The organism is Parahoeflea alexandrii (genome assembly GCF_024105735.1).
GTDB classification, from domain to species: domain Bacteria; phylum Pseudomonadota; class Alphaproteobacteria; order Rhizobiales; family Rhizobiaceae; genus Hoeflea; species Hoeflea alexandrii.
The window spans coordinates 939,809-955,022 of sequence record NZ_JAAAML010000001.1; the positions used below are offsets into that span (position 1 = coordinate 939,809).

Sequence of the window (15,214 nt, forward strand, 5' to 3'; positions counted from 1 at the left end):
GATCCGCGGCGACAATTCGAACAACAATCTGGACTTCAGCCAGACCATGCTGAGCGGCATCGTGCGGATTGACGGCGAGAGCGGCTCTGACACGATCACCGGGTCTTCCGGCAATGACGTGATCCGCGGCGGTACCGGCAGCGACACGCTGATCGGCGGTGCAGGCGACGACACGTTCCTGTGGTCAACCGGCGACGGCACTGACCGCGTTGACGGCGGCAATGCCGGTACAGGTGCAGGCCCCGATTCCGACACGGATACGGTGGTTCTCACCAACACGGGGGCTTCGGCGACGTTCACGGTCGGCGCGGTTGCCGGCGGATCGGAAATCACACCGCAGGCGCCGGGCGTCAACAACACGGACATCGAGGTGTCTGTGAGCAGCGGCGGCTCCGTCCGCATGGACGAGATCGAGGACATCGTCCTCAATCTCGGCTCGGGCGGCGACTTTGTGAACATAACCACACCGCTTGGCACGACGGCGCTCAATGTGAACACCATTACCGTGAACGGCGGTGTCGGCAACGACACGGTCGATGCCTCGGGCATCACCAGCGGGCACCGCGTCGTCTTCAACGGCGGTGACGGCAACGACACGTTCACCTCGGGTGGCGGCGATGATGAGTTCTCCGGCGGTGCGGGCGATGATGTCTTTGTCACCGGTGACGGCAACGACAGCTTTGATGGTGGTGCTGGCAATGACCGGGTCGTGCTTTCGGGCAATGAGGCCGAGTACACACGCGTCGTGAACGGAGACGGAACCGTCACCATCACCCACACGGGTAGCGGAACAGTTCCTGCTACCGGAGCCGTGACGACCATCACCACCAGCGTCGAGACCGTCCGCTTTGCGGATGGCGATGTGACCATCGATCCGATCCAGGTGATCAACGGCACGTCAGGTGCAGTGACCAGCTATGCCACGATCGAGGCGGCGATTGCCGCGTCGACATCGGGTGACACCGTGCGGATCGCGGCCGGCGAATACACGCTGGCAGGACAGCTCAACATCTCCAAGTCGCTGACCATCATCGGCGCCGGCGAAGGAGAGGTGACGCTCAAGACCGCAACTGCGGGCTACGGCATTCACGTGACTGCCGACAATGTCCACATCAGCGACCTGACGCTGGATGCATCGGCGACGACGCATTACGGCTTCAAGGTTGACCCGGGAACCGGCATTCCAGCCGACACGCTGACCGGCTTCCAGCTGGAAAACGTTACGGTTCAGGGTGCGGGACGGTCCGAAATCGATCTGAACGGCGTTGACAACTCGAGCCTGACCAATGTGACGGCTGACGGCATGGGGACTGCCGGCGTCGGCATCGCCCTGTCGGACTCGACCGGTATCGTGCTCACCGATATCACGACCACCGGCAACAACTGGGGTTCGGTCGGTCTTTATTCGGCGGGCCGCAGCTACGATCCCGGCACCAACGACGTCACCTTCAATGGCAGCTACAGCCATGGTGAGCCGATCGGCATCTACGCGGACGAAGAGGGTGTCACCTCGGTCGGGAACATCGACTTTGGCGGCATCTTCCCCGGCGGTGTCTATGCGGTGCAGAACGAAGCGCATCGCGATGGTGGAGACAACCGCGGCGAAGACTTCACCTTCTTCTTCGGCTCCGAAGCGGATGCGGTTGCCTTTGCACTGAACCTGCAGCTTCTGGGTGGCGGGAACACCGCCTCGGTGATCACCGGTCCGCTTGGTCCGGACGATGTCGATGCGGAACTCGGCACCACCTTCATTGTGGCCGAAGGCATGTCGATCCAGGAAGCGATCGACAATGCATCGGACGGCGACACCATCATGCTGCGGGCAGGCACCTTCACCGAGGACCTGACGATCAGCAAGCTGGTGACGATCATTGGCGCCAATGGCGGCGTGGTCGGTACTGATGCAGCACGCGATCTGACTGGCGGTGCAGGCGAAAGCACCATCGATGGCCGGATCATCGTTCTTCACGATGATGTCACCATCGACGGTGTCCGGGTGCTCAACGGCAATTCCGGCGGCGCTTTCGAAAATGCCGGCATCCACGTCCAGGCGGCAAACGTGACCATCGAGAACTCGGTGTTCTACCGAGACGGTGTGGTCGATGCCGACGTCTCCCGCGGTATAACCCATTCGGTGGGCTCGGGCGACGGTCTGACGGTGAGCGGTAATGCGTTTACCGGCTGGCACACCGGCACCTATGTCAATGGCGGAACCGATGTGACGGTCGAGAACAACCTTTACGAGGGCAATCTCGTGGGGATGTCGCTCGATGCCTATGCCGGTGCAACCGGCCTGGCGGTCAATGGCAACACCTTTACCGACCAGGTTCTCGAAGGCATGGGAATCGGATCCGTGGGCGGCGCCTCCTGGGCCGGCGACATTTCCGGCAATACCTTCAACGGCGCCGGGGTGTTCAATTACGATCCGGCCCTTGCCACCGACCTGGTTGAAGGCAACACCTTCAACGGGACGGCGGGCAACGACACGCTAAGCGACGACAGCACCGCATCGGGCCGTATCGGCGGCAACACGCTGGTTGGCGGGGATGGCGATGACGTCTATCTCGTCGATGGCAACGACACGGTTGTGGAAGCCGCTGGCGAGGGGACGGACGAGGTCCGGACCACCGACAGCTACATCCTGCCGGATCACGTCGAGACCCTGACGCTGCTTGACGGCGCCAGCAGCTTCGAGGATTTCGAAGGCTTCGATCTTGGCCCGATTGCCAATGGCGAGAATGGTTGGGCAGTGGCCGGTGGCCCGGGTCGCGATCAGAACATTGTCGACGATGGCGGCAACCAGGTGTTCCGGATGTCGAGCGATCCATCGATCACCGATTTCGCGGGGCCGTATTCCGCGGCTCTGCCGGCGACGGCGGGAGAACCGGGAACATCGGCAGACTTCAATGGTCATACGATCAAGTTCCGCTTCAAGCCGGTTGATCCGGCAGGCGACAATTCCCGCCTGGAAGTGGATTTTGGTCGGGCCAATGCCACGGACCGCAACAACTTCATGGTTCTTGAGGCGACAGCGGCAGGCATTCGGATTGCCGTCAATGAGCCACTCCTGGATGGCAACTGGACCAACAATGCTTTCGCTGCCTTCACCGGCAATGTGACGCTAGCGGACGGTGTCAGCCTGGGCAACTGGCACGACATCGAACTCCATCTGACCTATGCCGATGGCCCGGACAACGACGTGATCGAGGTTTACCTCGATGGCGCCCACATCGGGACAACGACGACTTTCGAGAACTATCGCGATACTGTCGGCGGGACCCATGAGGACAATGCGGAAGCCAACCAGACCAGCCGCATCTTCTTCCGTCCGAGCGCCGGTGGCGCACCGGTGGACGGACCCGGCGGCGAGAACAAGGGCTTCCTGTTCGACGACCTGCAGATGTCGGTTCACAACAGTGCCGACGGGACGGGCAATGATCTTGCCAACACCCTTACCGGCAATGGTGGTGACAACACATTGCTCGGACTGGGCGGCGACGATCTGCTGTTCGGCGGTGAAGGCGACGACATCCTCAATGGCGGTCTGGGCTTTGATACCCTGACTGGCGGGGACGGTGGCGACACCTTCGTCTTCGATGCGGATGCGCTCTCGGATGCGGTCAACAACGGCATCCAGGATCTCATCGCCGATTACGACATCCTCGAAGGCGATGTCGTGGATCTCTCGGCGCTGCTTGACGGCCAGGTCGTCAATGACACCAATGAGACCGACTATGTCAGAATGGACGGCAATGTCCTGACGGTCGATGTTAATGGGACAACGGGCGGTGAGAACTTCGTCGAGATCGCCCAGTTCTCTGCCGCTCCGGGTGCCGAAGCGCTCAAGATCCTCGTGGATGACGACACAGGCTCCACGGTGACCATCTGATCCGGCATGATCCGGCCCTGACCCGAACCGGGTCAGGGCCGGATCAGGGCCGGATCAGGGCCGGGCTTACGCAGCGGGTTTCAAAATGCTACAGCGTCGCGTCATGATTGAGGTGGCGCTGTAGTGCCATGATACAGGTTGTTTCGGGTATGCGGATTGGTCGGGGTGGTGCAGTGACAAGCGTTTCGAGTAACGGTACGGCGAGCGCCGGGCGGGGCTGGCTGAGAAGGTCTGTGCGCTCGGTTTTCCTGGCGGCCTGTCTCGGCCTTGCAGGGTGCCAGGCGTCGAACCTCGGGGATGGCCTGTCGGCCTCCAATTCGGGTGTCGCGGCGCTGGGGAACTCAACCTATGGCAACGGGCCGGTGCAGGTGACCATGCTGCTGCCGACCGACGCTTCGCTGAGACGAAAGGCCGCCGATATCTCCGATGGCGCGAAGCTCGCGCTGGACGACCTTGGCGCGGGGCAGCTCAGGATCGATTTCCAGGCGTCTGCGTCCACTTCCGGACAGGCCGCGAGCAAGGTCCAGGCGGCGAGCGCGGCGGGGTCGAAGCTGATCATCGGGCCGGCGACGAACGGGGAAGTGTCGCGGATCATCTCCGGCACCAGCCTGCCGCGGCCGCCGATCCTGGCGCTGGTGCCGAACAATTCGGCCGGTGGCACGCATATCTGGCCGCTCTACGGCGACGCCATCGACAGCGCGCTCGAGGGCGTCGGCGTCGCGGTCGCGGCCAAACAGAAGAACATCGTGGTGGTGCACGAGGCTGGGTTCCCGGCGGAAAACCTGCTGCGTTTGCGCGAGGGGATCAAGCTCAAGGGTGGAACCACCATCGGCTTCGTGCCCTATCCCGCAAGCGGCATCAACCTGCGCGCGGCCTTCGCCAAGGGGCAGTTGGTGTTTGCCAAGGCCAACACGATCGTGCTGCTGGGCGGCGGCGATGCCATCGGCGAGGTGATCGACATTCTTGCGGCGGGCGAGTTCGGGCAGTCGATCGCCACCGCCATTGCCACGTCGCTTATTCCCGAAGAGATCTACAAGCGGCCCTCGGCGCAGGGGCTGATGGTGGCCGTTCCCTCGACCACCGATGTCAGCGTGATCGCCGAGCGGTTCAAGGCCAAGTATGGGCGTGCGCCGAGCTATGACGCGGCGATCGGTTATGATTCCATCGCTATCGCCGCGGGCCTGGTTCGGTCCGCAGGGCCTGATGCAATCACGGTCGAAAATCTGACCTCGAGCCAGGGGTTCCGCGCCGCCACGGGCCTGTTCCGGTTCCGGCCCGATGGCCGGATCGAGCGGCGGATGATCGTGCATCGGATCGAAAACGGCAGCCTGAAAATCATTCAGGAAGAGGGCGAGGGCTTCTAGGTTCTTTCCTCATGATCGCGGCCCCCGGCCGGGCCGTCAGGGCTCTTGCCTTTCCCGTGACAGGAGAGCGGTTGCGGCAGTCGCGCGATTGACCTTGCCGCTCGATTGCGCCGAGTATCGGGGCAGACAGAATCAGGGCGGGATGCGACATGAGCACGAATGTGATGGATGGTAGGGATGCCCGCGGCCACCGCGCGCTGATATGGCTCTACCCGGTCCTCATCGTCTTCACGCTGGTGCTTGTCGTGCTGCAGACGCTGCCGCTGGTGCTGCCGATCGGGCCGATGTACTGGGATGTTCTGGTCTATTACGACGCCATCGGCCGGATCGCCAACGGCCAGTGGCCGGCGATCGATTTCTTCGCACCGGTGGGGCCGGGCGAGTACTTCCTGGCAGCTTTTTCCGACTTCCTGTTCCCGCAAGCCAACCCTGTGCTGCTGACGCAATGGATCTGGCTGCCGGTGACCGTGCCGGTCATGGCGCTGATTCTCTGGGACGTGGCGGGCCGCCAGGGCGGCAGGGCCGCCTTCTGGCTGCTCGCGCCGTGGATGCTGTTTACGGCGCTGCCCTACAATGTGGTCGATTTTTATCCCTATCCGGGCACCGACGCCTTCGGGATCTACAACCGTCACGGCGCGCACCTGATCTACCTGGTGGCGGTAACGGTGCTGTTCGTGCGCGGACCGGTGCTGCAGACGGTGCTGCTGAGCGTGCTGCTGCTGGCGCTGGCGTTCTGCAAGATCACCGCGTTTCTCGCTGCCGGGCCGATCCTGCTGTTCGGCCTCGTGCTCGGGCGTATCCGGCTGTCGACAGCCGTCACCACGGCACTCGTCTGTGTGGGTGTGACCGGCATTGCGGAACTGACGACGGGCCTGGTCGTGCCTTACGTTCAGGACATCATCGTGCTGGCCTCGCAGAACACCGATGCGCTGCTGCCGCGCTTCCTGACGGCGGCATCGCTGCACTTCAACGTGTTCGGCGCCGGCGGGGTGCTTGCGATCGTGCTGCTGATTGCCGCTCTCGCCGGACATGCGGCCGCCCGCGGCCGGGCCGATGGAAATCCGGTTGCACGGATGATCGATGCCGACTGGTTCTGGGTTGGGCTGCTTCTTTTGTGCGGCCTGTTCTACGAGACGCAGAATACGGGCAGCCAGGCCTTCCTGATGGTCTGGCCGGCACTGCTGGCAATCCTGCTCAGGCCGCGATCGGGTTACGGGCGCTTTGGCACGGCCATCGTGGTGCTGGTCGGGCTGACCGTGCTGCCCAATGTCAGCACGGTGCTGCACAAGGCGGCGCGGGCACTGGCGGTGGCGCCGGGCTATGTCGCGCTTGATGCGCCCGATCTCGGCCCGCTGGGGCGGGTCTCGGCCAAGGATGTTTTCGTCACGCGGGCGGAGCGGATCCGGCAGGTCTATATCGACCGGCGCGAGACCTTCGAGGACATCGCGGAGAAAGGCATCCTGCCGTCGTTCCTGTTGTTTTCCGACCCGGACTACCAGTACCTGCTGCTTCAGGAAATGCAGGGCGTGACCGAGGCGATCAAGTCCTATGAGCTGAGAAACCGGCGGCGGTTCGAAACCATCCTCAGTCTCGATTTCGCCAATCCGTTTCCCTATATCCTGAACCGGAAGGGGACCCGGTATGTCTCGATCGGCGCTGATCCGAACAGGGCCGTGCCGGAGCTTGACGGGCAGGCGCGCGACGCGGTGGCCGAGACCGATCTGGTGTTGCTGCCGACCTGTCCGACGCATCATGCCAGGAACGTGCTGCTGGAGCATTATGCGCCGGCTCTGGGCGGACACGAGCGGATCACGCTCACACCCTGCTACGACGCGTTCATCCTGCCGCGCACCCCTTGAGCAGCGTTGGCTGCGGGTAAAGCTGCAAAGACGGCAAATGGCATCTTGACGGCTCCGGCATGGCGCAGGACAGTGGGGCTTAAAGCCAGTCCCAACGTCCGGAGTATGTGATGGTCATCGATCCGCCCTATCTGATTTTTCTCGGCGACGTGCCGGATGCGCTTGCGGCGAAGACGGGACTGGGGATTGTCGACTGGCGGCCGGAATGGTGCATCGGCCAGTTGCGGCTCGACGGATGCCAGGCGGACGCAAACATTCCCGACCTTTCGATTGAAGAGGCCGTGGCACAAGGCGTGAAGACCATGGTGGTCGGCGCGGTCAATGCCGGCGGTGTGCTGCCGGCGCACTGGATTGCCTCGATCGTCGCGGCACTCGACGCCGGGCTCAACGTGGCGACCGGACTGCACACAAGGCTTGCCTCGATTGACGAGATCCGCGATGCCGCGGCGCGCAGCGGCGCCAAGCTGCACGACGTGCGGTTCTCGGACCAGCGGTTTGACACCGGCAAGGGAACCAAGCGTCCCGGCCTGCGCTGCCTGACGGTTGGCACGGATTGTTCGGTCGGCAAGAAATACACGGCGCTCGCGCTGGAACGCGAAATGCGTGCCCGCGGCATGAAGGCGGATTTCCGAGCGACCGGGCAGACCGGGGTGTTTATTTCGGGCCGTGGTGCGGCGATCGACGCGGTGGCCGCGGACTTCATTTCCGGCGCGGTGGAATGGATCGCGCCTGCCGCCGAGCCGGACCACTGGGATCTGGTCGAGGGACAGGGCTCGCTGTTTCATCCGAGCTTTGCCGGCGTGTCGCTTGGCCTTCTGCACGGCGCGCAGGCAGATGCCTTTATTGTCTGCCATGAGCCGACGCGGACAATGATGCGCGGCGTCAAACACGGGCTGCCGAGCATCCGCGAAGTGATCGACATGACCATCGCTTGTGGAAAGCTGACCAACCCGGCGATTCGCTGCACCGGAATAGCGGTCAACACGCAGAAGCTCGGCGAGGAAGAGGCGAGGGCGCTGCTGGCCGGGCTTGAGAGCGAGTATGGTGTGCCGGCCACGGATCCGATCCGTTTTGGCGTTTCCGCTCTGGTCGACCAGCTGGAAATAATCAGGGCAAATGCGTGAGAAACACCAAAAGTAGGACTTGCAACGGCAGCAAAGGCGAATAAGGTAAACGAGCGTTCATTTAATTGATGGTCGCTTTGCGGATCGGCTTCTGAGAGGACAGGGGCTGGTCCCGCAAATGAAAACGCCGGCTGAAACCGGTGGGAATGTGGCCAGTGGGAACGGCCAGTTGCATGGGGTGAGAGCCATGCGCCCGGACATTGCGACAAGCCGTCCGGACAGGGAGGAGAGTGGAGGAATGGAAGCCACAGGCGTGACCGCCGGCGGCAAGCCGGTTACGTTTCCGCAGTACATGCTGTTGAACGCCAAGCGTTTTGCAGAGCGGCCTGCGATGCGAATCAAAGATTACGGGATCTGGCAAACCTGGTCCTGGGGCGAGCAGCGTGACGAGATCCGCGCATTCGCGCTGGGCCTGAAGGCGATGGGCCTGGCCGAGGGCGAGCGCATCGCCATCGTCGGCTCGAACCGGCCGCGGCTTTACTGGGCATTCTGCGCAGCGCAATCGCTCAAGGCGATTCCGGTTCCCGTCTATGCGGACTCGGTGGCCGAGGAGATGGCCTATGTGCTCGATCATGCCGGTGTGCGGTTCGCCGTGGTCCAGGATCAGGAGCAGGTGGACAAGATCCAGTCGGTCGCAGCCGACATCCCGGCGCTGACCGACATCATTTTCGACGAGCCGCGTGGATTGCGTGATTACGAGCGCACGCACCTTCATGATTTCGCCGATGTGCAGGAGAAGGGCCGGGCGGCAGCCTCCGCCAATCCGTCGGCCATATCCGACTGGGAGGCCGGAATCTGGGCGTCGGACGGCAGCGAAATTTCGGCAATTCTCTACACGTCCGGTACCACCGGCCGTTCGAAGGGTGTGATGCTGACGGCGGCAGCTTCGGTCAAGGCTGCGGAAGACACCGCGAAATTCGACAACATGACTGAACACGACGAGGTGCTGGCCTATCTGCCGCTGGCATGGGTCGGCGATCACTATCTCAACTACGCCCAGGGCTATGCTGTCGGGCTGTGCATGAGCTGCCCCGAGAGCCCCGAAACGGTTGCGCAGAACCTGCGCGAAATCGGGCCTACCTTCTATTTCGCTCCGCCACGGGTGTTTGAAGGCCTGTTGACCAGCGTGATGATCCGGATGGAGGATGCAAGCCGGTTGAAGAAGTGGCTGTTCGACCATTATCTCGGTGTTGCCAAGAGATACGGCGAGAAAATTCTCGAAGGCCGGTCGGTGCCACTTTCGGGGCGGATATCCTACTGGATCGGCGACAAGCTGATCTACGGGCCGTTGCGCAATGTTCTCGGCTTCACCCGGATCCGCACTGCCTATACGGCGGGCGAGGCGATCGGGCCGGACCTGTTTTCGTTCTTCCGCTCGCTGGGGATCAATCTCAAGCAGCTCTACGGGCAGACCGAGGCGTTCCTCTATGTCACCGCGCAAAAGGATGGCGAAGTCCGTCCGGACACGGTGGGGCCGGCTGCGCCCGACGTGGAGATCCGCATTGCCGAGAATGGTGAGGTCCAGTTCAAGTCTCCGGGCATGTTTGCCGGCTATTACGGCGACGAGGAAAAGACCAGGGAAACGCTGACGCCTGACGGCTGGGTGATGACCGGCGATGCGGGCATCTTCGATGCCCAGGGTCACCTCAAGATCATCGATCGGGCCAAGGATGTCGGCAAGCTGACGACCGGAGCGCTCTATGCGCCGAAATATATCGAGAACAAGCTCAAGTTCTTCCCCAACATCAAGGAGGCCGTGGCCTTCGGTGACGGGCGTGACTTCGTCGCCGTGTTCCTCAATATCGACCTGACGGCGGTCGGCAACTGGGCCGAGCGCAACAACATCTCCTACGGCTCCTACCAGGAACTGGCGGGTCTGCCACAGGTCTACGAGATGATGACCGGCCATATCAACCAGGTGAACCGGGACCTCGCCGCCGAACCGATGATGGCCGGCGCGCAGATCAAGCGCTTTCTGGTTCTGCACAAGGAACTCGATGCCGATGACGGGGAGCTGACCCGGACCCAGAAGGTGCGCCGCAGCTTCCTGGCGGACCGCTACGGCCCGCTGATCGAGGCGCTTTATGACGGATCGGCGGAGAAATACATCGAAACCGAAATGACCTTCGAGGATGGCCGCAAGGGTGTGATCCGGGCCACCGTGAAGGTGGCGGATGCGGAAGTGCTGCCGGTGTCGAACACAATGCCGGAGGCAGCCGAATGAACGCGCGGATCCAACATGTCGAGCTGCATGCCGAGGATGACGGGCTGAACCCCGGCGACGTGATGCTCAAGGTGGACAATGTCTCGCTGTCATTCGGCGGCGTGAAGGCGATCTCGGACATCTCTTTTGACATTCTCAAGGGCGAGATCCGTGCCATCATCGGTCCGAACGGGGCCGGCAAGACCTCGATGCTCAACGTGATCAACGGCTTTTATCATCCGCAGGAAGGGGTGATCACATTTCGTGGCCAGGCCCGCTCGCGGATGCAGCCCTATGAGGCGGCGGCTTCCGGGATTGCCCGGACCTTCCAGAACGTGGCGCTGTTCAAGGGCATGTCGACGCTCGACAACATCATGTCGGGGCGGACGCTGAAGATGCACAAGAACTTCTTCTGGCAGGTGCTCAATGTCGGTCCGGCGCGCGACGAGGAGATCGAGCACCGGCTCAAGGTCGAGGAGATCATTGATTTCCTCGAGATCCAGCACATTCGCAAGACCCCGGTGGGCAAGCTGCCTTACGGGCTGCAAAAGCGGGTCGAACTTGGACGGGCGTTGGCAATGGAGCCCGACCTGTTGCTGCTCGACGAGCCGATGGCGGGCATGAACCTCGAGGAAAAAGAGGACATGAGCCGCTTCATCCTCGACGTAAACAGCCAGATGGGCACGACTATCGCGCTGATCGAGCACGACATGGGCGTGGTCATGGACATCTCCGACCGGGTGGTGGTGCTCGACTACGGGCGCAAGATCGGTGACGGGCCGCCCGACGACGTCAAGAACAACCAGGATGTCATCGACGCCTATCTGGGAGTGTCGCACTGATGGACTTTCTCTACGCAATCTTCATCGACCCTTTTATCCAGATGGTCGAGCTTCCCGACTTCCTGCTGCAGGTGCTGTGGGAAGGGTTCGTGGCGGGCGTTCTCTATGCGCTGATCGCGCTGGGCTTCGTGCTGATCTTCAAGGCGTCCGGCGTGTTCAACTTCGCGCAGGGCATCATGGTGGTGTTTGCCGGGCTGACGCTGGTCGGCCTGCATGAGAAGGGCGTTCCCGCCTACCTGGCGCTGATCCTGACGATCGGGGTGATGGGGCTTCTGGCACTTGCGGTCGAGCGTTTCGTGATGCGGCCGCTGGTCAACCAGCCCGACATCATCCTGCTGATGTCGACCATCGGACTGACCTACTTCCTGATCGGCTTTGGCGAGTTCATCTTCGGCGGCGAACCCAAGCAGATGATCACCGAGGAGCTGGGGCTGCCGACCGGATCGACTGCGCTCGAAATCGGCGACGGCGGGCTTCTGATCCTGCAGCATATCGACATTGCCGCAGCCGTAATCGCGATCATCATGGTCGGATGCCTGGCGGTGTTCTTCAACAAGACCCGGATCGGACGAGCGCTGCGCGCGGTGGCCGATGATCACCAGGCAGCACTTTCGGTCGGCATCTCGCTCAACCAGATCTGGGCCATCGTGTGGTTTGCCGCGGGCATCGTGGCGCTGACGACGGGCATCATGTGGGGGGCGCGCTCGGATGTGTCGTTCGCGCTCGAAATCATCGCGCTCAAGGCGCTGCCGGTGCTGATCCTGGGCGGCTTCACCTCGATCCCGGGCGCAATCGTCGGTGGACTGATCATCGGCATTGGCGAGAAGATCGGCGAGATCTACTGGGGGCCGCTGATCGGAGGCGGCATCGAAAGCTGGCTTGCCTACATGATCGCGCTGATCTTCCTGCTGTTCCGGCCGCAGGGCCTGTTCGGCGAACGTATCATCGAAAGGGTGTAAGCGATGCACAAGAGCAGACTTTCAGCCATCGTCGTCGACTGTCACACCGACCATATCGAGCATGCAGCCAGTTTCTGGTCCCAGCTTCTGGGCCAGCCGTCGCACATTGATGACGGCAAGCGCGCCACCATCATGGCGGCAGACAAGGGCGTGTCGCTGGTTATCGAAGCGGTGCACGACGAGGCGCGGATCCATTTTGACATCGAGACCGACGATCTTGCGGCGGAGATCCACCGCATCGAACAGCTGGGCGGGCGCAAGGTCAGCGTGGTTGATCACACCGTGATCATGGAAGCGCCGACCGGGCACCGGTTCCGGCTGACGGGGCCACATTCGCACATACTGCCGTCGAGCGGGAATGTCTGGGGAGACGAGTAATGCTGTATCGCGAATCTGGCCAGTACAAGACCAGCTACATTTCCGACCAGTCGATCTTCCCGATCCGGGAAGATCGCATCGGCATTGCCATCATCGGCGTGATTGCGATCGTGATCCCGTTCGTGGCAAGCGACTTTTTTCTCAACGCGATCATGACGCCGTTCCTGATCCTGGCGCTGGCGGCGATCGGGCTCAATATCCTGACCGGATATGCCGGGCAGCTGTCGCTGGGCACCGGTGCCTTCATGGGCGTGGGCGCCTACAGCTGCTACAAGCTGACGACGATCTTTCCGGATGTGAACATCATCATTCTGGTTCTGTTGTCAGGCCTGTTTTCGGCCGGCATCGGGGTGATCTTCGGACTGCCCTCACTCCGGATCAAGGGGCTTTACCTGGCGGTGACGACGCTTGCCGCGCAGTTCTTTCTGGAGTGGTGCTTCATCCGCATTCCGTGGCTCTACAACTACAATTCCTCCGGCGCGATCGAAGTGCCGGAGCGCCGCGGCTTCGGTGACATCATCCTGACCGGCCCGGCCGCCGGTGCAATGACCCAGTATTTTGTCGTGCTCGGCATCGTCGTGGTGGTGACGCTGGCGGTGAAGAACATCGTGCGCGGGCGCATCGGGCGGCAATGGATGATGATCCGCGACATGGATATCGCGGCCGAACTGATGGGGGTCAGGCCGCTGACCGCCAAGCTCTCGGCCTTTGCCGTGTCGTCCTACCTGTGCGGTGTCGCGGGCGCGATGTTCATCTTCTTCTATCTCGGTGCGGCCGAACCTTCGGCGTTCTCGATCACGCTGTCGTTCCAGATCCTGTTCATGGTCATTCTGGGCGGCCTGGGAAGCCTGGTCGGCTCCTATTTCGGCGCGGCCTTCATCTGGGGCCTGCCGATCGTGCTGCGCGCGGTGCTGCCTGCGATGGGCATCGATATCGGTGCTGAAACCGTGTTTCACATTGCGACCATGGTTGTGGGCGCATTGATCATCTTCTTTCTCATTGTCGAACCGCATGGGCTGGCAAGGCTCTGGTCGCTCGGCAAGGAGAAATTGCGTGTCTGGCCGTTCCCCTACGGCTGACCGGCTGACGTTTCCCGCGATGGCCAGAGGAGGCTGTCCGGGAGCGTTGAACATAAGGCATTGTCCGGGCACGGGACCCGTCCGGACCCAAAATGTCGGGAGGAATTGGGTCCCCGAACTGGCGTGATCCCCACGCCACATGGGAGGAATACAATGCGACTGAAACGTCTGATTGCCGGAACCATCATGGCCGGTACCCTGGCGGGCGCAGCGCTGCCGGCCTTCGCCGACGAGCTGTTTGTACCGCTGTTCAGCTACCGGACCGGCCCGTTTGCCGGCTCGGGCATCCCGATTGCCAACGGCATGCATGATTATCTCACCATGCTCAACGAGCGCGATGGCGGCATCAACGGTGTCAAGATCCGCGTCTCGGAATGCGAAACCGGCTATGACACCCAGAAGGGTGTGGAGTGCTACGAGCAGGTGAAGGGCGAAGGCGCGCTGGTCATCAGCCCCTATTCGACCGGCATCACGCTGCAGGTGATTCCGAAGGCCTCGGTCGACAAGATCCCGGTGCTGTCGATGGCCTATGGTCTTTCGGCTGCCGCGGAAGGCAACACCTTCCCTTGGGTCTTCAACCCGCCCAACACCTATTGGGACGGTGCTTCGGCGATCGTGACCGACATTGCCCGCCGTGAAGGCGGCGCAGAGGCCCTCAAGGGCAAGAAGATCGGTTACATCTTCCTTGACGCCGGTTATGGCCGCGAGCCGATTCCGCTGCTGGAGCAGATGGCCAGCGACATGGGCTTCGAGCTGCTGCAGTACCCGGTTCCGGGCAAGGAAATGCAGAACCAGTCGTCGCAGTGGCTCAACATCCGCCGCGACCGGCCTGACTACATGATCATGTGGGGCTGGGGCGCAATGAGCCCGACGGCCGTCAAGGAAGCCACCAAGATCCGCTACCCGATGGACAAGTTCTACGGCATCTGGTGGTCGGGCGGCAATGATGATGCGGCAGCCGGCGGTGAAGCCGCCAAGGGTTACCGCACCCTCAACTTCCACGGCGTCGGTTCCGACTTCGGCGTGATCCAGGACATCAAGAAGTACGTCGTGGATGCCGGCAAGAGCGAGGTCGATCCGGCCAAGTTCGCTGATAACCTCTACAACCGCGGCGTCTACAACTCGATGCTGATCGCCGAGGGCATCCGTCGTGCGCAGGAACTCACGGGCAAGACCGTGATCGACGCGACCGATATGCGCAATGGCCTTGAGAACCTCGACATCACAGAGGCCCGCCTCAAGGAAATGGGCATGGAAGGCTTCGCGCTGCCGATGAAGCTGTCGTGCGACGACCATTCCGGTCATCACAAGGTCTATGTGGTCGAATGGGACGGCAAGGACTGGCAGAAATCAGGCGACTGGTTCTCGCCGGATGTCGACGTGGTCAAGCCGCTGCTGAAGAAGGCCGCTGAAGACTATGCCGCGAGCAATGCGCCGTGGCCCGAGCGGACGGAAGCCTGCCTGAACTAACAGCTACACCGAAAACCTGCCGCGCGGGCCCTGGCTGCGCGCGGCAG

10 protein-coding genes are annotated in these 15,214 nt (G+C 62.3%); all 10 read left to right on the forward strand.

Annotated elements, in window-relative coordinates; translation table 11 throughout:
- On the forward strand, positions 1-3,889 hold a 3,889-nt coding region (locus GTW23_RS23370), incomplete at its 5' end, for a beta strand repeat-containing protein (RefSeq protein WP_290128862.1).
- Between the two features lie 233 nt (positions 3,890-4,122).
- Positions 4,123-5,253 carry a type 1 periplasmic-binding domain-containing protein gene (locus tag GTW23_RS04350; RefSeq protein ID WP_252914772.1) on the forward strand — a complete coding sequence of 377 codons (1,131 nt, stop codon included), beginning with the start codon at positions 4,123-4,125 and terminating at the stop codon, positions 5,251-5,253.
- A gap of 149 nt (positions 5,254-5,402) precedes the next feature.
- Entirely contained in the window at positions 5,403-7,112 is a 1,710-nt protein-coding gene (locus GTW23_RS04355; protein ID WP_252914773.1) for a hypothetical protein, read from the forward strand.
- Positions 7,113-7,222: 110 nt separating this feature from the next.
- Entirely contained in the window at positions 7,223-8,236 is a 1,014-nt protein-coding gene (dgcN, locus tag GTW23_RS04360) for an N-acetyltransferase DgcN (RefSeq protein ID WP_252914774.1), read from the forward strand.
- Positions 8,237-8,474: 238 nt separating this feature from the next.
- The gene (locus tag GTW23_RS04365; protein ID WP_252914775.1) at positions 8,475-10,460 is read left to right on the forward strand and encodes an AMP-binding protein; all 1,986 of its coding nucleotides are present in this window, start codon (positions 8,475-8,477) and stop codon (positions 10,458-10,460) included.
- Positions 10,457-11,281: an ABC transporter ATP-binding protein gene (locus GTW23_RS04370; RefSeq protein WP_252914776.1), complete on the forward strand. Its 825-nt coding sequence runs from the start codon at positions 10,457-10,459 to the stop codon at positions 11,279-11,281. Before GTW23_RS04365 ends, GTW23_RS04370 begins: the two co-directional genes overlap by 4 nt.
- Positions 11,281-12,240, forward strand: a complete 960-nt coding sequence (locus GTW23_RS04375) for a branched-chain amino acid ABC transporter permease (protein ID WP_152007956.1) — start codon at positions 11,281-11,283, stop codon at positions 12,238-12,240. Before GTW23_RS04370 ends, GTW23_RS04375 begins: the two co-directional genes overlap by 1 nt.
- A gap of 3 nt (positions 12,241-12,243) precedes the next feature.
- On the forward strand, positions 12,244-12,618 hold the full coding sequence (locus GTW23_RS04380; RefSeq protein WP_152007957.1) for a VOC family protein: 375 nt from the start codon (positions 12,244-12,246) through the stop codon (positions 12,616-12,618).
- Positions 12,618-13,697, forward strand: coding sequence for a branched-chain amino acid ABC transporter permease (locus GTW23_RS04385; protein ID WP_152007958.1), 1,080 nt, complete (start codon positions 12,618-12,620; stop codon positions 13,695-13,697). The genes GTW23_RS04380 and GTW23_RS04385 overlap by 1 nt, the downstream gene beginning before the upstream one ends.
- A gap of 153 nt (positions 13,698-13,850) precedes the next feature.
- Positions 13,851-15,167 carry an ABC transporter substrate-binding protein gene (locus tag GTW23_RS04390; protein ID WP_152007959.1) on the forward strand — a complete coding sequence of 439 codons (1,317 nt, stop codon included), beginning with the start codon at positions 13,851-13,853 and terminating at the stop codon, positions 15,165-15,167.
- Positions 15,168-15,214 lie beyond the last annotated feature (47 nt).